This window comes from Leptolyngbya sp. FACHB-541, assembly GCF_014695875.1.
GTDB lineage: Bacteria > Cyanobacteriota > Cyanobacteriia > Elainellales > Elainellaceae > JAAUTN01.
This window is the reverse complement of record NZ_JACJPC010000149.1, coordinates 69,450-89,894: the sequence shown is the minus strand read 5'-3', so window position 1 is coordinate 89,894 and position 20,445 is coordinate 69,450. Positions and strand designations below refer to the sequence as shown.

General features: G+C 49.8%; 20 protein-coding genes and 1 tRNA gene. 11 read left to right on the top strand and 10 right to left on the bottom strand.

Annotated elements, in window-relative coordinates; genetic code table 11:
• Nucleotides 1-72: 72 nt before the first annotated feature.
• From H6G00_RS33910 to folD, 3 genes are all read right to left on the bottom strand, one after another.
• On the bottom strand, nucleotides 73-525 hold the full coding sequence (locus tag H6G00_RS33910; RefSeq protein WP_190642907.1) for a divergent PAP2 family protein: 453 nt from the start codon (nucleotides 523-525) through the stop codon (nucleotides 73-75).
• Nucleotides 526-551: 26 nt separating this feature from the next.
• Nucleotides 552-1,454 (bottom strand): geranylgeranyl diphosphate synthase CrtE, encoded by a 903-nt coding sequence (gene crtE / locus H6G00_RS33905; protein ID WP_190800094.1) that lies wholly within the window; start codon nucleotides 1,452-1,454, stop codon nucleotides 552-554.
• 274 nt (nucleotides 1,455-1,728) lie between these two features.
• Nucleotides 1,729-2,604 (bottom strand): bifunctional methylenetetrahydrofolate dehydrogenase/methenyltetrahydrofolate cyclohydrolase FolD, encoded by an 876-nt coding sequence (gene folD / locus H6G00_RS33900; protein WP_190800093.1) that lies wholly within the window; start codon nucleotides 2,602-2,604, stop codon nucleotides 1,729-1,731.
• A 365-nt stretch (nucleotides 2,605-2,969) separates the two neighbouring features.
• On the opposite strand from folD, the gene H6G00_RS33895 reads away from it, so the two are divergent.
• From H6G00_RS33895 to H6G00_RS33880, 4 genes are all read left to right on the top strand, one after another.
• Nucleotides 2,970-3,407 (top strand): hypothetical protein, encoded by a 438-nt coding sequence (locus tag H6G00_RS33895; protein WP_190800092.1) that lies wholly within the window; start codon nucleotides 2,970-2,972, stop codon nucleotides 3,405-3,407.
• The gene (locus H6G00_RS33890; RefSeq protein ID WP_190800091.1) at nucleotides 3,404-3,841 is read left to right on the top strand and encodes an NUDIX hydrolase; all 438 of its coding nucleotides are present in this window, start codon (nucleotides 3,404-3,406) and stop codon (nucleotides 3,839-3,841) included. Before H6G00_RS33895 ends, H6G00_RS33890 begins: the two co-directional genes overlap by 4 nt.
• A 21-nt stretch (nucleotides 3,842-3,862) precedes the next feature.
• Nucleotides 3,863-4,585 (top strand): SprT family zinc-dependent metalloprotease, encoded by a 723-nt coding sequence (locus H6G00_RS33885; protein ID WP_347278263.1) that lies wholly within the window; start codon nucleotides 3,863-3,865, stop codon nucleotides 4,583-4,585.
• Nucleotides 4,586-4,643: 58 nt separating this feature from the next.
• Nucleotides 4,644-4,735 (top strand) — tRNA-Ser (locus tag H6G00_RS33880).
• Between the two features lie 90 nt (nucleotides 4,736-4,825).
• On the opposite strand, the gene H6G00_RS33875 is transcribed toward H6G00_RS33880, so the two are convergent.
• From H6G00_RS33875 to H6G00_RS33865, 3 genes are all read right to left on the bottom strand, one after another.
• Nucleotides 4,826-5,926, bottom strand: a complete 1,101-nt coding sequence (locus tag H6G00_RS33875) for a polysaccharide biosynthesis/export family protein (protein ID WP_242042659.1) — start codon at nucleotides 5,924-5,926, stop codon at nucleotides 4,826-4,828.
• Between the two features lie 16 nt (nucleotides 5,927-5,942).
• A complete protein-coding gene (locus tag H6G00_RS33870) occupies nucleotides 5,943-6,143 on the bottom strand; it encodes a hypothetical protein (RefSeq protein WP_190800090.1) in 201 nt (66 codons plus the stop codon).
• A gap of 239 nt (nucleotides 6,144-6,382) precedes the next feature.
• Nucleotides 6,383-7,786, bottom strand: coding sequence for an undecaprenyl-phosphate glucose phosphotransferase (locus tag H6G00_RS33865; protein WP_190800089.1), 1,404 nt, complete (start codon nucleotides 7,784-7,786; stop codon nucleotides 6,383-6,385).
• A 768-nt stretch (nucleotides 7,787-8,554) separates the two neighbouring features.
• Here H6G00_RS33865 and H6G00_RS33860 point away from each other — a divergent pair.
• The gene (locus H6G00_RS33860; RefSeq protein ID WP_190686430.1) at nucleotides 8,555-9,145 is read left to right on the top strand and encodes a VOC family protein; all 591 of its coding nucleotides are present in this window, start codon (nucleotides 8,555-8,557) and stop codon (nucleotides 9,143-9,145) included.
• Nucleotides 9,146-9,237: 92 nt separating this feature from the next.
• Here H6G00_RS33860 and H6G00_RS33855 read toward each other — a convergent pair whose 3' ends face one another.
• Entirely contained in the window at nucleotides 9,238-10,581 is a 1,344-nt protein-coding gene (locus H6G00_RS33855) for an ATP-binding protein (protein WP_190800088.1), read from the bottom strand.
• A gap of 357 nt (nucleotides 10,582-10,938) precedes the next feature.
• On the opposite strand from H6G00_RS33855, the gene H6G00_RS33850 reads away from it, so the two are divergent.
• Entirely contained in the window at nucleotides 10,939-11,247 is a 309-nt protein-coding gene (locus tag H6G00_RS33850; RefSeq protein WP_190642898.1) for an RNA-binding protein, read from the top strand.
• A 190-nt stretch (nucleotides 11,248-11,437) separates the two neighbouring features.
• Entirely contained in the window at nucleotides 11,438-11,620 is a 183-nt protein-coding gene (gene rpsU / locus H6G00_RS33845; RefSeq protein WP_190642980.1) for a 30S ribosomal protein S21, read from the top strand.
• 94 nt (nucleotides 11,621-11,714) lie between these two features.
• Here rpsU and H6G00_RS33840 read toward each other — a convergent pair whose 3' ends face one another.
• Together H6G00_RS33840 and H6G00_RS33835 are read right to left on the bottom strand one after the other, a co-directional pair.
• Nucleotides 11,715-14,969: a glycoside hydrolase family 15 protein gene (locus H6G00_RS33840; RefSeq protein ID WP_190800087.1), complete on the bottom strand. Its 3,255-nt coding sequence runs from the start codon at nucleotides 14,967-14,969 to the stop codon at nucleotides 11,715-11,717.
• Between the two features lie 35 nt (nucleotides 14,970-15,004).
• Complete coding sequence (locus tag H6G00_RS33835) at nucleotides 15,005-15,154, bottom strand: hypothetical protein (RefSeq protein WP_190642896.1); 150 nt, start codon at nucleotides 15,152-15,154, stop codon at nucleotides 15,005-15,007.
• Between the two features lie 275 nt (nucleotides 15,155-15,429).
• Here H6G00_RS33835 and H6G00_RS36440 point away from each other — a divergent pair, with 275 nt between their 5' ends.
• From H6G00_RS36440 to rpsN, 3 genes are all read left to right on the top strand, one after another.
• A complete protein-coding gene (locus tag H6G00_RS36440) occupies nucleotides 15,430-15,561 on the top strand; it encodes a hypothetical protein (RefSeq protein WP_277882027.1) in 132 nt (43 codons plus the stop codon).
• 219 nt (nucleotides 15,562-15,780) lie between these two features.
• Complete coding sequence (locus H6G00_RS33830) at nucleotides 15,781-16,545, top strand: WecB/TagA/CpsF family glycosyltransferase (protein WP_190800086.1); 765 nt, start codon at nucleotides 15,781-15,783, stop codon at nucleotides 16,543-16,545.
• A 143-nt stretch (nucleotides 16,546-16,688) separates the two neighbouring features.
• A complete protein-coding gene (gene rpsN / locus H6G00_RS33825; RefSeq protein WP_190642894.1) occupies nucleotides 16,689-16,991 on the top strand; it encodes a 30S ribosomal protein S14 in 303 nt (100 codons plus the stop codon).
• Between the two features lie 162 nt (nucleotides 16,992-17,153).
• On the opposite strand, the gene H6G00_RS33820 is transcribed toward rpsN, so the two are convergent.
• The gene (locus H6G00_RS33820; protein ID WP_190800085.1) at nucleotides 17,154-19,367 is read right to left on the bottom strand and encodes an AAA family ATPase; all 2,214 of its coding nucleotides are present in this window, start codon (nucleotides 19,365-19,367) and stop codon (nucleotides 17,154-17,156) included.
• A gap of 282 nt (nucleotides 19,368-19,649) precedes the next feature.
• Between H6G00_RS33820 and H6G00_RS33815 the strand changes: the two genes are divergently transcribed.
• Nucleotides 19,650-20,339 (top strand): Bax inhibitor-1 family protein, encoded by a 690-nt coding sequence (locus H6G00_RS33815; RefSeq protein ID WP_190686446.1) that lies wholly within the window; start codon nucleotides 19,650-19,652, stop codon nucleotides 20,337-20,339.
• The last annotated feature ends 106 nt before the right edge of the window (nucleotides 20,340-20,445 follow it).

Genomic DNA, 20,445 nt, shown 5'->3' with positions numbered 1-20,445 from the left:
CCCTGATAGATTTTGAAGCGTGAATGGAAGGCCCCCCCGCCGCGCTTCCATTCACGCAGAAGGTTTAATGAATCAAGCTGGGCCAGCTAACCAGGAGATCGTGATGCCTAACAAGCAGCCGACAATTACCTGAACGGGAGTATGTCCTAGCAGTTCCTTGAGGCGTTCTTCGGCAAACTCGGTGTCGCCCCGAAACAGTTCGTCCACGATCTGGTTGAGGATGCGTGCCTGTTTGCCAGCAGCCTGACGGACTCCGGTTGCATCGTACATGACGATGATGGCAAAGATTAGAGCGATCGCAAATTCGCTGCTCTCCCACCCCATTAATTGTCCTACCCCAGTTGCCAAGGACGACACCAGAGCAGAATGGGCGCTGGGCATTCCGCCAGTTTCAACAAGCGTGCGAAAGTTAACCTTGCCGTGTCGAGCAAACTCAAAGACTAACTTGAGCACCTGAGCGATTAAACAGGCGATGACTGCGACCAGCAGTACGTGATTATCCAAAATTGCACTAATGTCCTGCATGACGGCATCCCTCCCTTAGTGAGTCCTTAATAAGTTCGGGCAGTAATGTAGTCGGCGATCGCCATCAAAGGCCGAGCGCTTTCTCCAAAAGGCTCTAGCTGCGCTTTAGCATGAGCGATTCGCTGTTCTGCCTGACGCTTTGACTCCTCAATGCCCCAAATGCTGGGATAGGTCACTTTTTGAGCCTGCAAATCTTTGCCCACTGATTTGCCCAATTCCTCTTGGGTTGCCGTAATATCCAGCACATCATCCACAATTTGAAAGGCCAGCCCAATGTCTTGAGCATAGCTGGAAAGCCTCTGAACATTAGCTTCTGACCCGCCTGCTAACACTGCTCCGCATACTACAGCGGCTTCGAGCAGCGCTCCTGTTTTGTGGCGATGAATAAAATCAAGCGTTTCCAACGCGACATCGACCTTGCCTTCAGACTCCAGGTCAACCACTTGACCCCCAACCAGTCCGGCTGCACCCACCGCTCGCCCTAGCCGTGAAATGACTTGCAGAACTTGCTCAGCAGGTACTCCTTGAGTTTGCAGGGCAATGAACTCAAATGCATAAGCTAACAAACCGTCTCCCGCTAAGATCGCAACGTCTTCCCCATAGACCTTGTGATTGGTCAGCTTGCCCCGGCGATAGTCATCGTTATCCATCGCAGGCAAATCGTCATGAATCAGAGACATCGTGTGGATCATTTCTAGGGCACAAGCCGTTGGCATTGCCATTGCAGTACTCCCGCCCAGCAGTTCACAGGTTGCCAGACAAAGAATTGGGCGCAGACGCTTGCCCCCTGCCATGAGAGAGTAGCGCATTGCTTCATAAATCTTTTCCGGATAGACGACTGCAATGGACTGGTCCAGGGCGGATTCTACACGAGCTTGTTGGGCGGATAGGTAAGTAGAAAGGTTAAACTCTGACTGAGATAAATTCATGGCGTTAGTCACGGCTAGCCCTTGATTCCTCACACTTCTGATTCAACTTAAAATTTCCGTTTGTGCTACGAAAGTTTTGCACAGTTTGCGCTCAAAATTATCAGAACTTACGCATTCACGAAAAATAGGGGCTTAAACTCCTAGTTAGCGTTTGGACTGCTCGAATCTGGAATTCTGTCTGCGTAAGTTCTGATGGTCGTAGCAGCCACTTAGGAAGATTTTACGATTGCAAGTGTCTGCAAGGATATAGCTAGAGATTAATCTCCGCTTAATCTCAGGGGTGTAACTTGCGGCGGTAGCTCCATACGGTGTTGTATAACAACATGGCAACCGTCATTGGACCAACTCCACCGGGAACGGGCGACAGCCACTTGGCTACCTTCTGGACGTTGTCAAAATCTACGTCACCTACCAATCGGGCTTTGCCAGTCTCGTCTACGATCCGATTGGTGCCCACGTCGATCACTGTTGCACCGGGCATAACCATGTCTGCTGTGACGAGATTGGGATGACCGGCGGCTGCAATGAGAATGTCCGCGCCCCGGGCGATCGCCTCCAAATTTTGGGTACGCGAGTGGGCAACCGTTACTGTTGCATTCGCATTCAGCATCATCAGTGCCAAAGGTTTGCCAACCAGCGTACTGCGTCCGATAATGACAACGTGTTTGCCTGTCGGGTCGATTTCATGCGCTGCCAGCAAACGCATAATCCCGGCTGGGGTACAGCTTCGCAAGCCAACTTCAGCGCGTACCAGGCGTCCCAGGTTGAGCGGGTGCAGCCCATCGACATCTTTATCAGAATCAATCTGACTCAGCAGTGCAACAGCATCAAGATGACTGGGCAAGGGAAGCTGAATCAAAATGCCGTCTACTGTTTCATCTTGATTAAAGTCGTGGATAAGTTTTTCTAGCTCCAGTTGAGTCGTTTCTGCTGGCAGATGTTTGCCTACAGAGGCAATGCCAACTTTTTCACAAGCCCGCTCTTTGCCTCGCACGTAAGATAGGCTAGCAGGGTTATCTCCTACCATTAGCACTGCTAGCGCCGGGGGACGGCCCATCTGGGGCTGCAAGGTTTCGATCTGTTGAGTTAACTCAATGTGTAACTGTGCGGCAAGTGCTTTGCCATCTAATATGCCAGCTCTACCAGTCATGTCTTAGCTCAGTGTCATTGTGAATGGGAACAGTCGTGCAAGTTGATACAACTAGACGCTCAAGGTTTACAGCTTAAATCCTTCACCGTAGTAATTTTACGTTCGTAGATAGAAGCTGCTTAAAAAAACATGCCCTGGGTAGATAGAAGTTTCTCAGAAACCGTGTTTCAAATTGTTAGCTCTCATACCAATTTTCTTTAAGTCCGCATATTTTGGAACGTGTCCCGCATAGGTGGAGCCTGTTTCAAAATATGCGGTTTCATGTAGAAGCGGTATTCAGTTTATTTTTGGGTTTTTAGCAATGCAGGCATAATGTTTCGCAGATGCGGTTGCTGATAAGGAGAATTTCTAAGCAGGTGATACGGTTGGTTAGAGTACGAGTTTGGCAATTTAGCATTCTGCTGGGGTTAATTGGGCTGTCGGGTTGTGCGGGTTGGTCAGAGGCAATTTGCTTGAATGGACTGCAGCCAGGACGAGTTAGACCGATTGAGCGGATTCAAACTTGCTCTGCAACTAACCAGCTTGTGCGGCTGCAGGGCACCGTGGGCGATCGCGCTCCTTTGCTAAACGGGCAAGTCTACCAGCTTCAAGACCGCACAGGAACAGTCTGGGTTTTGACTTCTGATACAACCCTGGAAACTGGGGATCAAGTTTTAATTCGAGGACGGGTCCGATATCAAAGTATTTCTCTAGCTGGGCGGGAGCAGGGAGAATTTTATGTTGAAGAATTAAGCCAACTCGAACGCAGCGCAGCGGGTTCTCGTAACTTTGATCCTCGTCCTTCAATTCTTACTGCTTTATGAAGCAAGCTGAAAAAGATAGCCGTCCGGCTGTAGCGATCGCCATTCTCTATCAAGACAATCAGTTTCTCATGCAGCTTCGCGACAATATTCCAGAGATCATTTACCCTGGTCACTGGGCTTTTTTTGGCGGACACCTGGAGCCAGGAGAGTCACCTGAGGTGGCAATGCGGCGCGAATTGCTAGAAGAAATTGGCTACAGTCCCCCCAGTGTGGAAGAATTCAAGGATTATGCGGATGCTCATGCGATTCGGCATGTCTATCACGCGCCTCTCACGGTACCTGTCGAGACCCTGGAGCTAAATGAAGGGTGGGATTTGGGGTTGTTTACCGTAGAGGATATTGTGAGGGGCGATCGCTACTCAGAACGCGCTGGGCAAGTGCGCCCCTTAGGAAAACCGCATCAGCAAATTTTATTAGATTTCCTCAAACGTTAGCCTTGTTAAATTCTTAAAATTGTGGAACTTGCGTATAGTATCCGGGAAAGCGTTAGAGCCAAACACGTTTCGATCAAGATTTCCCTACGGGGTGAAGTAGAGATCGTTGTCCCAAAAGGATTTGACCAGCGACGTGTTCCTGAACTTCTTCAGCGGCGGCAAGACTGGATCGCTAAAACAACCGAACGAATTGCGACGGAACGGCAGGCTACTCCGGCTGAGCCAACTGGAGCATTGCCCGACCAAATTGAGTGGCGATCGCCCCCCCTGACCTGGACGGTTGCCTATCTTCCGTCTGACGCGCCCAACCTATCGCTCACGACTCAAAAAGCGTCCCATCAACTCATACTACGTGGGCCAACTCATCATCTAGAAGCCTGTAGGCAAGCCCTGAGACAATGGCTCACCCGCCAATCCTACTTTCATCTGGCTCCCTGGTTAAAACGAACTAGCAAGGAGATTAGTCTGCCCTATAGCCGCGTTTCTGTGCGAGGACAAAAGACCCGCTGGGCAAGCTGTTCTAGCCAAAAGTCAATTAGCCTCAACCACAAACTGCTGTTTCTGCCGCCTGATCTGGTGCGGTACGTGTTCATCCATGAACTGTGCCACACGGTTCATCTCAACCATTCCGCCAAATTCTGGGCACTCGTGGAAAAGAAGGAGCCTAACTATAGAGCGCTGGATGCTGAGCTAAATAAAGCTTGGCGCTACATTCCCGCCTGGGTCGAGCAATCTTTTGAGTAAGGATGAAAAGACCTACCAGTTCTTTTCGCAAATCTGTTATTATGATGTTTCGTCACCTGGAGAGGTGGCTGAGTGGTCGAAAGCGGCAGATTGCTAATCTGTTGTAGGAACAGTAATGCCCTACCGAGGGTTCGAATCCCTCCCTCTCCGTTTGAAATTAGGTACAGCGGCAACCATACAGGTTAAGCAAAAGGAATGGGTAAGGGCTTAGCCCTTACCTATTCCTTTTGCTAGCTTGCCTTAAAATATTGCTTCCAGAATTCTAACGATGCTTGTGATGGGCGAGAGTAAGAAGCCTGCGGTATCGGAGAAAGAGGCTAAGCTAGAACGCTCTACAATTACCGTGTCATTGCTGCGAAGGGGCGGATTTGCTTCCGGGTCAGCCGCCTGAGCCAGGTCAACTTCGATCGTTTCACGGGCAACGGTGCCGTTGGGGTTTAGCCGAACCAGTTCAACGTCGCCTTCACTGGCGCGATTGTTGAATCCGCCTGCTGCTAAAATGGCCTGGTTTAGCGGTGTGTTAGGCGGAACGGCGATCGCCCCTGGCTGAGCCACTTCACCAACCACATTCACCGTAATTGTGTCAGGCGAAAAGCTAGCAGAGGAAATTTCTGTGGCTTCAGCAGGGCTGAGAGCAGTTGCCGTGGGAATGACAATAGTGTCACCGTCTCGCACGACTAAATCTTGGCTGATGTCGCCTGTTCTCAGCAGTTCCCACAGATCAACCTCTAGTTCCTGACTGGAACCGCCCAAACGAGGGGCAGGACGACGCACCAGCACTTCACGCACATTGGCATCTTGGGTAATGCCGCCCGCAAGCTTGATCACTTGCGTCACGGTTGGAATGCCTGCAATCTCTTCCTCAGAAACGACGTAGGTGCCAGGACGCTGCACCTGTCCGGCGATCGCAATATTGATTGCCCCCGCTTCCAGCAACGTGATCGTCACAAAGGGACGGCGCACATAGACTGCATAGCGATTTGAAATTTCAGCAGAAGCCTGGTCGATGGTCAATCCACGCACGGGCACAACGCCAATTCGAGGCAGACTCAACGTCCCGTCTGACAAAACCTGATATTCACCGCTGTATTCAGGCACTTCAAAAAGGTCTAGCCGGACGCGATCGCCAGAACCCAGCGTGTAGTCTTGCAATGATTGAGCTGGATCAGCCGGAGCAGGCGCACCTGATTCTTGTGGGACAGCGGCAGGAGGGGTTGGGTTAGGAGCAATCCCGCTGTTTGAAGGGATTTGGGCGATCGCCGAGGGAACCTGGCTCAACACAACTAAACTGCTCAGGGCTATGCCCATCAATTGCGTTGTTCGCTCCAAACTCCTAACCATTCAACCCTCCAGAATGTTACTGAGTCATTTCAGCTAAGCCGACCGCACGAGACGCTAACTCAATTCGGCGTGCGGCATTAGCCCAATCTGTCCAAATTTCACCAATCAAGTTCAACTCTTCGCGAGTGATTTTTTCAGCGGCTTTTACAGCCTTCTGAGGTTCGACGCCTGCCTTGATTAATTGTTCCTTGTAGGATTGCTTCAGGGTGTCAATCATAGGTTCGTCATTCAACTCCGTGGATGGATTTGTGTGGGCTAGATGCCATAGCTGTTACCTCTTTGGAGGTACCGATGAAGCAGACTATAGCAGTGGAAAATGTTAAGAGATGTAATGTATCTAACAGGGAGCACAAGAGCTTAGCGGTTTAAGGGAGAAACTGCTTTAAATCTGTCTTTAGACATAGAGCAACAGATTGCTTTGGAAGACTCACAGAACCGCTATTTCTACTAACTGCTTTAGTAGGCGTTACGGCTGTGAAAAAAGACAAAAGCAGTTCTAAAGATGATGCTCAAATCTAGCCCTAAAGACCAATTCTTCAGATATTGCAAGTCGTATTCGACGCGCTGCTTCATCTTGTCGAGTGTATCTGTTTCTCCTCGAAAGCCGTTGACCTGTGCCAATCCGGTGATCCCAGGTTTGACTTTGTGACGCAGCATATAGCCGTTAATTAACTTGCGATACTGTTCGTTGTGATAAACCGCATGAGGACGCGGTCCAACGATGCTCATTCTCCCTTGCAGGACATTGATGAACTGTGGCAGTTCATCCAATGAAGTGCGACGCAAAAATCCTCCAAATTTTGTGATTCTGGGATCATTTTGCTTTGCTTGAACGACGTTTTCGCCATTCTCCATTACCGTCATTGAGCGAAATTTGTAGACGGTAATTTCTTGTCCGTTTAAGCCATAGCGCTGCTGCTTAAACAATACCGGTCCAGGTGAAGAAAGCTTTACGCCAATCGCAATGGTTAGCATTAGAGGCGACAGAAGGGCGATCGCTAAACTTGCAACAATAATGTCGATCGCCCGCTTCAAAACAGACTGTACTCCTGAAAAAGGAATTGTCCAGGCTGCAATTAAAGGAATGCCATTAATCTCGTGCGTTCTGTCTCGCATCAAACTAAATTTGAGAACATTTGGCACAAAATAAACGCAGGCAGTTGTGTCCTGTAGTTCGCGCATCAAGGTGTTAAGCATTTCCTCATTCTTCATCGACGTGGCGATGTAAACTACGTCAATGTGATGCTTGCGAACGTACTCTGGCAGTTCCTCTAGAGTGCCAATTAGCTTACTGTTCGTAAGTTTTGGCTGAGAGGATATGACCTGGTCAAAGAAGCCATGCAAGTTGATCCCCAGTTTGGGGGAGTTGCGAATTTGTGCCGCTAAATCTAGCCCTGATTCGCTAATGCCCGCAATTACCGCTGTTCGTGTGTTGCAACCCAAGGTTGGAAGCTGATGTAAAAGTGCCTCCAAGTTTAGGTGAAAGACATACAACCCAATTGGAACAGATAATGCCCAGGCTAGCAACAGTTCGCGAGAAAAGTAATTTGAGCTATGGGTTAGATACCCTAATAGAAATAGCAACGCTAAAATGATTCCCCAACCCAGCAAAATCCGGGAAGATTTAGCGATTAGCTCATCTTTTTGATCGGCGCGATAGAGCCCTGTTGCTTTGAAAATGGAAGGTGCTAGCAGAAATGTCAAAGCCGCTAGCAGAATGTAAGGCGTGGTGAATGGTACACCATACAACTGATTCCAAATGGACAGTAAAGCGATCGCTACAATCGGGTCACATACTCGCTGTAAGGGCAGTAATGTAGAGCTATAGTCTCCTAGCAACTTCAAATTATTGGCTTGCATTTAGCAACTCCTACACTACGCAGAATCGTGATAGCTAATCGGTCTTTACCGATGGATTTTTTGCTTGATTCAGGTAGATGTCCTGTGACTAACAGCATCTCATTAAAGATGCTTGCTCTAGATTTGATAGCAGATGAAAAAGATAGGAGGTTGAAAAGTCGCTTACTTGAATTGACGGGTTTGTTTTCCCTTAAGTTCCAAATTCACACCCAGCGCATCAATTCATGCTGTTCTAACTTTTCACAATTTATGGGTTTCCTAGTCCTTGCTATTACCTATGAAGTATAACGACTGAAATCGAACTCTATCCTGTGTCCAAACTCACACTTCATGAAAACTTAAAGAATTACTTCATGAAAACTTGACAGTAGGTTCTGGTTTTATGACCCTAATTTTCAGAACCTTTTCAAAAGTCACCCCAAAGCATATTAGAAACGGTTAAAACCTATACCAAATCTGGCTTTTTAGAAGGTTTTTAGCTGCTTAACTATTCATCCTTCCAAGAATGCTAGCGATCCGGATCGGATGAGATTAAAGATGACATTGGTAAACTAGAAGAAGGCAAAATTGATTTACCCAATCAAGCTGCTAGGCAAGTGGTCATCACTGAACGAAGTTGTAGGGTGTGTTGGGCGAGTCCACAACGCACCGTCCTTCAGGGCTACGAAAAGATGCGCTACGCTACTGCTAACGCATCCTACGATAAAAAGGCCACCTGCTTAAGGTTTCAGCTTTAACCCGTTGATCCTATTTACTCCTAATCCGTTCATGGTTCTATCTTTTAGTGTTATGCCACTTTTGCCCTCAGCCCTTGCTGCGCTCTGGTCTTTGCCGTTAGATAGCTTGATGTCCACTCAAGGCATCATGGTGATGCTGCTGGTTGCCTATGCTGGGGCGATGTGGATGTTTTTAACCAGTGCACCCAAGGTTCACACGGTGATGGTGTCCGACTTGGAACTGGCAAAGCAATTTTATGAAGGGCTGCTTGACCTGGCGGTTGCTGATGTGCCGCTGCATTACTACTACAACTACGAGCAAACGTTAGGAACGGCTGGAATTGACCCTTTTTACATGTCTGCTGGGGCGATGGGTCAGCCTGCAACGCAGCAGGCAAACAGCCCAGATGGCTTGTGGTATCAGCTCAAGAAAAATACGCAGCTACACATCATTAGCGGAGCCAGCTTAGGACAAAAGGACCGTCAGCGTCACGTTTGCTTTGACCACGATTGTCTGGAGCAGGTGTTGCTGCGGGTGCAGTCACGGGGCGTGAGGTACAAAATTCGGCGAGAAAAGCCGCTTAACTTTTTGGTTAAAGATATAGATGGCCGCGTGATCGAGATGGCAGAAATCTCCAACTAAATTAGACGCCGTTACGCTAATACCGTTTCTACAGAAACGAGCTACAGATGGAAGGGCATCCCGCTTCGCGGGATGCCCTTCCATCTGTAGCTCTAATTTTTGAAAGTAGGATAACTGCCGTTGGGGAGGGTGACGGTGAAGGTGGTGCCCTGGCTAGGTTTGCTTTCGACCTGGATTTGTCCCTGGTGATTTTCTACGATGACTTTGGCGATCGCCAATCCCAGTCCTGAACCCGTCGTTTTTGCAACTTGATACCCAGCGGAGGGTTTAGCGTGAGTTCGCGCTGGGTCAACTCGATAGAAGCGATCAAACAAATGAGGTAGCGCTTCTTCAGGAATGCCAACGCCTGTATCTGTGACTTGAATTTGAAGTTGATTCAGTCCGTGGTGCTTTGCGTGCTGAAGCCTAACCTGGACTTCGCCGCCCGATGGGGTGTACTGAACGGCATTGCTGACCAAGTTAGTAAATAGCCGAGTGAACTGATCGCGATCGCCCTGAGTTTTGTATCCTGAAGTTCCTTCGTCAGCAATCTGGAATGAGAGCGCAATCGCTTTTTCACTGGCGATCGCCCCCTGTTCTTCCAAAACTTCTTCGATTAGCTCGTCCAAAGCGATGGGATCAGTGCGTTGAGTCATTCCCCCATCTTGTCGAGCCAGAAACAGCAGGTCATCTACGAGCCGTCCCAGGCGGCGAGTCAACCGTTCAACCACTCGTAACTGACTTTGGAGCAGATGCGGGTCGGGGTCGGGATCGGTCAAGGCAACCTGCACGTTGGTTTGAATCACCGCGATCGGATTCCGTAATTCATGGGATGCATCAGCGGTAAACTGCTTAAGCCGCTGGTAGGAGTCGCGCACGGGAGCGATCGCCAACCCCGATAGCAACCAGCCAATTGCTGCCACTGCCCCCACCATCAGCGCTGTTCCCAGGCTCAAATCAACAATCAGCTGGCGACTTGGTTTTGTGACTTCAAACCAGGGATGGCTGACCCGCAAATAGCCCAACACCTGCCGCCCAATCTGCACTCGCTGAGTCAACTGACGCAATAGATGGTCGGCCGTCAGGTGGATCGTTTCGCCATCGCTGGGATGCAGTGGAATGTCGAGCGGGCTGGAGAGGGTAGACCAGAGCAGTTCTCCGGTTGGGCTGAACCATTCTAGATCAATGTGGTCGTCCTCAACCGTCGCCGCATTGTCGCGAAAGCTGGACTCGACGTTAATTCTTAAGGGTGCTTCAAGGGTTGTCCCGTCCCAGGGCGAACGTTCAATCACAAGCGATCGCTGTACTACCTCCACGACATGGTTGAGCGTATCGTCTACCCGTTCTACCAGCGTACTGCGGACATAGAGATAAAATCCGCTGGCAAACAGCAGCAGTAGTACAGCTGTAACTGCGGTATACCAGAGCGCAAGACGACGACGAGTGGCTTGAAACATGTTATGGTTTGTGAATTCTATCTCGCTGCTTTTATACTCCGATATTTCACCTCGCTCTAGCTATTGAGGGAAACAAAGAAGGGTAAAGGTAGCTTTTCAGCTTAAAGATCAAGCTCTTGGTCAGCGGACAGTCTTAGAGAACAGCAAACTGACTGCTCAAATCTACGGATGCTGCTCATTAAAATTGCTCACACGGCCTGTCAATTAAAGGACACAGAGCTTTACATATCTATATAGTTATGCCTGCATCCGGCTTGATCCTGTGCTAGAGTTACATCGAGCATTAAGTTCGGTTGATAAGGCTCGTTTTCATATCTCCGAATCTCAATCTCTACACACTCGATTTGGAGATTTTCCATGTCTATTTACGTTGGCAACCTTTCTTACGAAGTAACTTCTGAGGATGTAAGTGCGGTTTTTGCCGAATACGGAACTGTTAAGCGTGTTCAGTTGCCCACTGACCGTGAAACCGGGCGCATGCGTGGTTTTGGCTTTGTCGAAATGTCTTCTGATGCAGAAGAGGCAGCTGCAATCGAGGCTCTAGATGGTGCTGAGTGGATGGGGCGTGACCTGAAAGTCAACAAAGCTAAGCCTCGTGAAGAAAGAAGCCCCGCAGGTGGCAACCGTAGAAACAACAACCGGGATGGGTTTTCTCGTCGCTACTAAGTTCTAAATCCTTTCGACTAATGCTATTCGCCTTGTTAAGGCGCTAGCTCTAAGCTGTTTGAGCAAGCGGGGTAGGCTTCTTGTTCTACCCCGCTTTAAATTTTTAAGCCTTTGCGAGATCCTATCTGTTTTCCATTGAGATGGACTTTAGGTGAACCAGGCGACTAAACCATACGCAGAAGGAGACGGCATGACTCAAGTTATTGTTGGTGAAAATGAAGGGATCGAGTCTGCTCTACGTCGATTTAAGCGGCAAGTTTCTAAGGCAGGAATTTTTTCAGATATTAGAAGATTGCGCCATTTTGAAACTCCCATCGAGAAACGTAAGCGCAAGGCGATCGCCAGAAGACGCAAACGCCGGTTTACTCGTTAATCATTTTTGCTCGTGATGAAACTCCAAATCAGGTGCGAAAGGCGCATCCTCTTCAGAGGATGCGCCTTTCGCATTTTTTAGTGTTCTGGCTGTATTACTGCTTCTGCCCTAACTCGCTCAGGAATCGTAGTGCTTTGGCGACGTAGCTAGCGCAAAGGTAAGGTGAGCTTTCATAGAACGACCGCCACGCACTTCCTTTGTTTTCGTCATAGCGATCGGTCTGTTCCGGGTTTTTGTCCAGCCAGGCTAAGCGAACTGCGTGTCCAATCAGCACATCCAGGACGACATACTCCTCAATTTGCAGGTCGGGGTTGCGGTCGGCGATCGCTGCCAGTTCCATCAGCGCCTCAATATTGACGTGACGATATTCGGGAGCCTCCATCTTGTTGAGCAGATGTTCAATTCGCAGGGCAAAGTTTTTTTCACCCGGTGTCATTTCAGCCAGAATCAGTTCGCTATCCAGGCGATTCCGCCGATCGAGCTTATCGCCGATAACGAGTCCCTTTGAGTGTTGTAGAACCTGCCACACCTTGGGGTAAAAGTTTCGGGGAACGCGGTTAAGCGCGCCATCACGCTGTCGCTGTCGCCACCAGCTATCGGTGGGTGGTTCCACTTCCTTGGTTTCTGGAGAAACGACCCACTGAATATCGCTTTGTTGCCTGACGTGCAGCGACTCTCGCTGAAACAGGGTTTGGTTTAACCCGGCGTATCCTTCCAAGACTTGACGTAAACGGGTTTTGACCTCAAACGGGCTAAGCTGCATCAAATGCTCGTATGCTTCGTCCTGGGCCATGTTTAGCTCTCGTGCCAGTTCGCTGGTGATCAGCAAAATCAGGTAGCCAACTCGTAGGGTCAGCAGCCCATTAAATAGATGGGGATCAGTTTTGATCAAGATGCCCAGGTAGATCAGGATTTCTTGGGTGAGGGAGCGATCGCGCACATCCTTCCCGCAAAACTCCCGAATCTTGTCCATCACCTCGGTGTGCGACATAGGGCGATCGATCAGCGATGCTTCACTGTAAGCTTTGCCTACCGTGATTTGCTTTTGCCGAACGACGATATCTGTCACGGCATCCGACAAGCCAATATCTACTTTGTTGAGCAAGCCAGCTGCCCGCCGAATGATCGCCCAAAGCTGTACCTGTCCGGCTTTGGTATAGACTTCGTTAAGCAAATCGGCGACTGTGACTGACTGACCCGGACCCGCAAATCCTGTATCAAACTCTAAGCCTCGCAGTTGCGTCAAACTATCCAGCAGTTCAATTTGTTCGTACAAATTAGTTGCTTGACGCAGGCTGCTAATCAAAAGCTGAATGTTGGTTTCACACTCCAGCGTAAATTCCTGCGTGCTGCTCAGCAGCCAGTTTTGGTCCGGATTAAAAATCAAATACTGAGCGAGAGGCAAGGCATCCTGAACGGGTGATTGCATGAATTCAAGGCTATGGACGTAGTCCACTCGTTCTGTGCCAGCCGTCAGCATAAGCTGTCGCAGGTGCCCTAGTTTGACTGCAACGCCATTACATTCCCCGTCACGCAACTCCTTAATTAGCTCTAGCAGAGGAGCTTCGTCGATTGATTCTTGACCAATCTCAAACATGTCATGGGTCAGCAACAGGGTGACAACTGGACGACCTAACTGATACCAGTGGCGCTTGATGTAAGCCAGTTCTCCTTTGATTTGGGCAACTAGAAAGTGGTAGTCCAGCGTCAGGTAAAACTGCTGCTGATCGAGGAAAGCAGGCAAAAACACAGCTGTCTCGCCCTGGAGCCGAAAAATTCTAGAAGTGGTCAGGCTGCGAAGACGGCGCACTGGGCGACCGCTCAACCCCAACGGGTCATTGCGCCCTACCTGGGCGTAAATTATAGACAAGTCTTCCGCTTGACGCACCTGAACTGGCTCTACCTGCTTGGGGGTTTGAGTGGCAATGCCATAGGCAGCCAGTTCTTGTTGTAAGGATTCGTCCTCAGCGAGCAACGCAATTTGCACCAGCGGTTCGCGGTGTTCTTCCAGGCGCAGGTGCCGTCCTAGCGGGTCAATATCGCCGATCGCCAGTAGCCCTTCTCGCAAAAACTGCCCTAGCAGATACAGGCTTTGGGCCCAGACCAGCGGCAGGTTTTCGTTGGGCTGGCGGGGTTGGCTATGGGGAATAGCGCGTTCGGCAGCAATGTTGTCGGCGGGCACGTAATATAGCTCTGGCAATAGCTGTATCCCGTCCACGTTGACCAGCAATCCTTCTAGCCGTTTTTGGTAATCTTCGGACTGTTGGCGATCGCCCTGAAACAGCGCATCCAGCAGCAGGTACGTAAAGAACAGCGGCCACTCACACTCGATATGTTCAAACTGCTTCAGTTCCCAGGGTTCGTAGTGCAGACGACTGACATCTTCTAGCACGGTCTGGTGCCCGTCTCGCAAAAACCGCTTACAGCCGTACTTGCCCTGAAGCTTGCTGACAACTTGATTGCGAGTCCGCTCTACCAATGCAACATTCTCAACTGCAAAAGCCGGAAACCCAATCACGCTCAGTAGCGCCGCATCGACTTCTTTAGAATTGGACTCTCTGGGCAGCAACGACTCCAGCGTGATCCGGGCACGGGCGATCTCATCGGGCAAAACGTGAATGACCGATGCCTGGCTCCCCTGCACGCCAAACAGATTTAGCCCGTTCATTGCTTCTAGTGCGGCTTTTGCCATGCCAACCGAGCTAGCGTTGAGTTCAGCCTTGCCATGATTAATTTTGTTGCCCCGTTCCCAAATGCCATAGTCGGGAGTCCGGTAGGCGCGACCGATGTAGTAGACCAGGTTTTGAATGAAGTTGACCTCATCCAGAGTGAAAATGATTTTCAGCCCAGAAGCCGTCATTTGCGCCAGCATCAACAGGTACAGCGAGGTTGCATCCAGTTGCAAATGTCCCCATTCGTCATCCCCAACCACCGTGTCGCCCGTTGCTGTGTCGTATTTAGCGTGAAGGGAGTCTAGCGTTGCCTGGGTCTGTTTGAACCGCTCTACTTTGTCAGCCTGCCGCATCATGGCAAACAGCAATCCGCGCATGAGTTTGACGACACTATGTTCTAGCTCGTAAGTGTGCCCTTGGTCTTCGTCCACTTTGCGGTAGGCTAGCGCCAACCCCCAAACCGCCAGAATGCTGTAGACGTTATCTCGTACCCAGGCATCCGTATAATCCCCGTGGATGTTGACTGCCGTGCTTGCAGGCAGCAGCCCGGATACTGGGTTTTGGCGAGACAAAATAACGGCTTTAACCTCCTGGTAATACCGTTCTAAGCGGGTTTTGAGTGACCCAAAAACGGCTGGCTGAGTGGTTTGAGCAGGCTGGGAGGTTGTAGTTTGCATATTCTGATGTTTAGAGGTGAAGTCTAAGCTCTGGTTTAAGGGTTGAGTTTTCGTTCGCGAAGCGCACAAAAACCAGCTCTCTCAATCAGGGTTAAACCACGTCCTACGTGTGATGAAGTGGTCAGTAGGCGAATGCTCGGAGGCAAAGGGCGATCGCCCTTCATTGCCACAAAAACATTCCTCATGATTATGGCTTGTTTAAGCCCTCGTTTAAGCCTCATTCACTACTTAAGACGGAAGCGGAAGATAAATGATACTCCGAGCTTAATTAATTCTTCAGATCTTTATTTAAGGCTGCCCAATTTGCCCGTATCTTTACGGAAAGGTTGGTAGGCTGAAAAAGTAAATCTCTGGGCAAAAGATTTGTTAGAGCGATCGGTCAGAGCAGACTGCTGGAGCAACTCTAGCCCAGCTTCAGAAGCCTAACTTCTGAGAATTGTTAGAACGTAGGTGAATCGCCATGTCTCGCCGCTACAACGATAATCAGGCTCCGCTAGTCAAAATTGTTTACTCTAAAGTTGAAGTGAACGGCAAAGTTGAACTTGTTCCGCTAGAGCTATACGCTGACGGCACTCTACAGCGCAGCGCATAGCTGATTCACAATTGATCTTGACGACTGAGAAAGCAACATTCAGTTCCCAAGCTCATTCTTTTAGCAGCTTTAGATCTTTCAAAGTGTCTATCTCCCCAGGGCAGTGTAAACCGCCCTGCTTTTTTTTGGCGAAATTTTCTGCCTTAAAATCCCGGTCAATGGTGATAAGCTGCGAATTGGCAATTTGTAGTGGCGATCGCAAGGTGAAAAGGAATGGGTATGCCTGAGTCGTTTCAAATGCCCAAGCAGTTAACGGTGCTGGGGCTACCCGTGCATTTGTTGGACGATTATCCAGGTTGGCTAATTCAGCGGCTAAACCAGCGAAAGGGCGTACACGTGGTGACGCTAAACGCAGAGATGTCGATGACAGCAGAGCAAAATGCTGCTCTGGCAACGGTAATTCGACAGGCTGATTTGGTGATCCCCGATGGGGCTGGAGTAGTGTTTTACCTGGGGCTTCGGGGTAAGCGAGTACGCCGTCTTCCAGGAATTGAGCTGGCAGAGGCTTTGTTGCGGCGATCGCTTCCTGCTCCAGCCGATTCATTTTCGCCTTCTCGCCCACTCAAAGTCTTTTTCTATGGCGGCGCGCCCGGTGTGTGTCAGTCTGCTGCTGAAGTTTGGCAACAGCGAGTGCCGGGTTTAGCGCTCGTAGGCACTCAACACGGCTACCTTACGCCCGAAGAACAGCCCCGATTTCGCCAAACGCTCAAGGACTTGCAGCCTGACATCATTTTGGTTGGGTTGGGTGTGCCGCGCCAGGAAATGTGGATTGCTGAACACCGCCATCTTTGCCCCGAAGCAGTGTGGATTGGCGTTGGCGGTAGTTTTGATATTTGGTCAGGCACCAAAACCCGCGCCCCAAAATGGCTGCGAGAAAATCACCTGGAATGGGTTTATCGGCTATATCAAGAGCCCTGGCGCTGGCGGCGCATGATGGCTTTGCCTAAATTTGCGCTGCGGGCGCTAGTGCATTCTCGTAGCTGAGCCCCTTACTCAACTGGACAAATACCGAGTAGCTAAATTGCTATTTTTAGGGTGAATGGGGCACACCCTAAAAATATGCGGTCTTGGAAAAAATTGGTATATGATAAGAAATACTGTCTTAAACGGGGATAACAGAATTTTTCATGGCTAAAAAGAGCATGATTGAGCGGGAGAAGAAGCGCAAAAAGCTGATCGAAAAATACGCTCAAAAGAGACAAGAACTAAAAGAACAGTTTGACAGCGCGGCTACTCAGCAAGAAAGAGTCGCAATTCATCGTCAAATCCAGCAGCTTCCGCGCAACAGTGCCCCCAACCGCCTTCGCAATCGCTGCTGGCTCACAGGCCGTCCTAGAGGCTATTACCGTGATTTTGGGCTTTCTCGTCACGTTATTCGAGAAATGGCTCACCAAGGTCTGTTACCTGGTGTGGTCAAGTCTAGCTGGTAGTTTCCTTTCAGCAAAACAGCTTGAAGCTGCACAGGACAAGCTAAAGCACAAAGCTCAAACCCAGCAGTGCTGTAGTAGGTAGAAATAAAACATAAAATCCCCAGGCTCCTTGAGAATCTGGGGATTTTATGTTTAGGGTGGAAAAACCAACTGCTTTAAAAACTAATGGCTAGCTTGAATAAAGGCGATCGCCCCTTCCCACTTCACCACTTGATTGAGTAAATATTTTGTAAATAACTCACGCACGGTTCTCACTTCGGACTCACTTAAAAAGTTGAAAAGGTGATCTGCATAGCTGGGGCGTGATTCTCCCGGTCGAAACCAGCGTTCCAGTAAGTGAGAGGTAATGCGAATGTCGGTTTGGGGCTGTTCGACCTGGATGTCAACAGTTAGGTTTGCGGTGTGAAAGAGTGATCGCAACTCATCCACATCCCAATTCACCATTGGATCAGATGGGTTAGTGTAAATACTTTCTTCTGCTTTAATCAGTCGATTCAACAGTTTTTTAGTGAACCGTTCAGGCTCTAGCAAGCGGTAAAGCCGCTGGGTATGGCGGGGAATGGTTTCTGCTAAAGTGAGTGACCCATCAGGTTGAAGTCGTTCTACCAGTGAGTTGAGAATGAAGGGGCGATCGCTCTCTTGCAAAAGAGCATTGCGTCCAAGAATATGGTCAAACCGAATATCGGGATACTTCTCTAGCGCCTGCGGCAGGTCAGCTAATGAGGATCGCAGCACAATCGGACGTGAGAGTTCGGGTAAAACAGATGCCTGTTCTTGCAGTGCTTCAGCATCGTCAAGGGTGCGAACGCAAGCATATACGCCACCTTCGGGGACTCGGCGCAGGGCTTCCCAGGTGAGTAATCCGCTACCTGCGTTTAAGTCTAGAATCAGGTGATGGCGTTGGGGTTGAGCGAGATGAAAGAGGCGATCGCGCACCAATCCTAACTGTTCTCCCACTTGGCTCAAAGTCCGCTGTAGCCAACGATCCTCGGTAGAGTTTGTCGGGCTAAAAGTGAGAACTTCGGGTAACGCTACGCCAATTCCTTCTACCAGTGAGGCAAGCTGTTCTTCTCGTCGTCGGGCTACCTGCTGCTGAATTTCTTCCTCATAGCCCTGGTTAGAGGGCTGGTAAAACACCTGTCCTTGAAGGCTGTTGGGCAAATACTGCTGCGCTACCCAATGTTCTCGATAGGAGTGAGGATAGAGGTACCCAGACCCGTGCCCAAAGCTGTGCTTATCGCGGTTTGCGTCTCGCAGATGCAGCGGCACATCCTCTTCCCGTTCCCGCTCAACGGCAGAGAGGGCATCAAAAAATCCCATAACACTATTGGATTTGGGTACCGTTGCCAGATAAAGTGTTGCTTGCGCTAATGGATAGCGTCCTTCGGGCATTCCCACCCGATCAAACGCTTGGGCACAGGCATTCACGATCGCCACTGCGTCAGGAGCCGCCAGTCCGACATCTTCGCTAGCGAGAATTAACATCCGCCGAAAGATAAAACGCGGATCTTCTCCGGCGTAAACCATGCGTGCTAACCAATACAGTGCTGCATCTGGGTCAGAACCGCGCAGGCTTTTGATGAAGGCGCTGATCGTATCAAAGTGAGCATCCCCTTCTTTGTCGTAGAGGACTGCCCGCTGCTGAATCGACTCCTCGGCTACCGATAGGCTAATGGGAATCACGCCGTTTTCATCGGCAGGCGTGGTTTCAACTGCCAGTTCCAGCGCATTCAGCAGGGCACGGGCATCGCCGTTAGCTACGTTAACCAAGTGATCAATCGCATCGGGGTGAAGCTGAATCGTGAGTTTGCCGTAGCCGCGATCGCCATCCTGCAACGCCTGCATCACAACTTGCCTCAAGTCATTCTCATCCAGCGGCTTAAGCTGGAAGATGCGCGATCGGCTCACCAGTGCCTTATTTACCTCAAAGTAAGGATTTTCTGTGGTTGCGCCGATTAGAATCACCGTGCCGTTTTCTACCCAGGGCAATAGGGCATCCTGCTGCGACTTGTTAAACCGATGCACTTCGTCCACAAACAGAATTGTTTTTTGCGCATACATGCCGCGTTTCTCCTGGGCTGTGGCGATCGCCTCTCGAATCTCCTTCACACCCGCCAGCACCGCATTGATTGAGATGAAATGAGCCTGAGTCGTGTTGGCAATAATCCGCGCCAGAGTCGTCTTTCCCGTTCCTGGCGGACCATAAAAGATGAGTGAGGAAAGCTGGTCTGCCTGAATTGCCCGTCGCAGCAGTCGCCCCTGCCCGATGATGTGATCCTGCCCAACAAACTGATCTAGCGTCCGGGGACGCATCCGGGCGGCTAGAGGGGCTTCGGTTTCGATCAGCTGCTGGCGCTGTTGGTCAAACAATTCCATGCCCAAAGGGATGCCGGATTGCAACAAGTACTAGTATCGGGGAAAAGCTGCCCAGAATTCAGGTTCAGCTTGGCAGAACTGACGGATGTGTAATGATTATCGACGCTGCTGTTCTTTTTAACCTAAAAGTAGGGTATTACTGTCAGTTTTTGACCAGCTCCGCCAAGTTGCTCAGGCGTTGCAGGAAGGTGTGGCTCAGTTCAAAATCAGCCAGTAGTCCAGTTCTGTTTTGCTAAACTCAGAGTAAATTTTCAGTATCTTTCCTCGCACAGGAGACTTGTCATGCTGACTGTTGCTCAGGCACGACCTAATGAAAGAGCCAAATTTATTCAGCAAACTTATCTGCATCTTGCGGGAGCAGTCGGAGCGTTCATTCTCGTAGAGTTCTTGCTATTTCAGCTTGGAATTGCTGGAGCCATTACCAATCTGGTTGCATCTAGTCGCTTTAGCTGGCTGCTGATTTTGGGTGGGTTTGCGCTGTTGGGCTGGTTTTCGCGCAGTCTGGCAGCCAAAGCTGATTCCATTAGCACGCAGTACACAGGTTTGGGAATCTATGTCGTAGCAGAAGCCCTAATCTTTGCGCCAATTCTCTACCTTGCTGCCTTCTTTGCTGATCCGACTGTTTTGCCAACGGCTGCAATTTTGACACTGTTCCTGTTTGCAGGTTTGACGCTGATTGCCTTTACGACGCGCACCGACTTTACTTTTCTGGGCGGCATTCTCAAGATTGGTGGACTGGTGGCGATCGGGCTAATTGTGTGTAGCGTGATTTTTGGCTTTAACTTGGGGCTGTTCTTTTCAGTGGTGATGGTAGTTTTTGCGTCGGCTGCGATTTTGTATGACACGTCTAAAGTAATGCATCACTATGCCACTCATCAATATGTTGCTGCGTCGTTAGAACTGTTTGCGTCTGTTGCGTTGTTGTTCTGGTACATCCTGCAAATTGTGATGTCACTTTCTTCGCGCCGTTAGCCATGCGGGGTAAAAAAAGGGAGGCAGGGCTTTACCCTGCCTCCCTTTTTTTGTTTTTACTTGGTTCTTAAGCCGAAGTTTCTTCCATGTTGGAGGGACGTCCTTG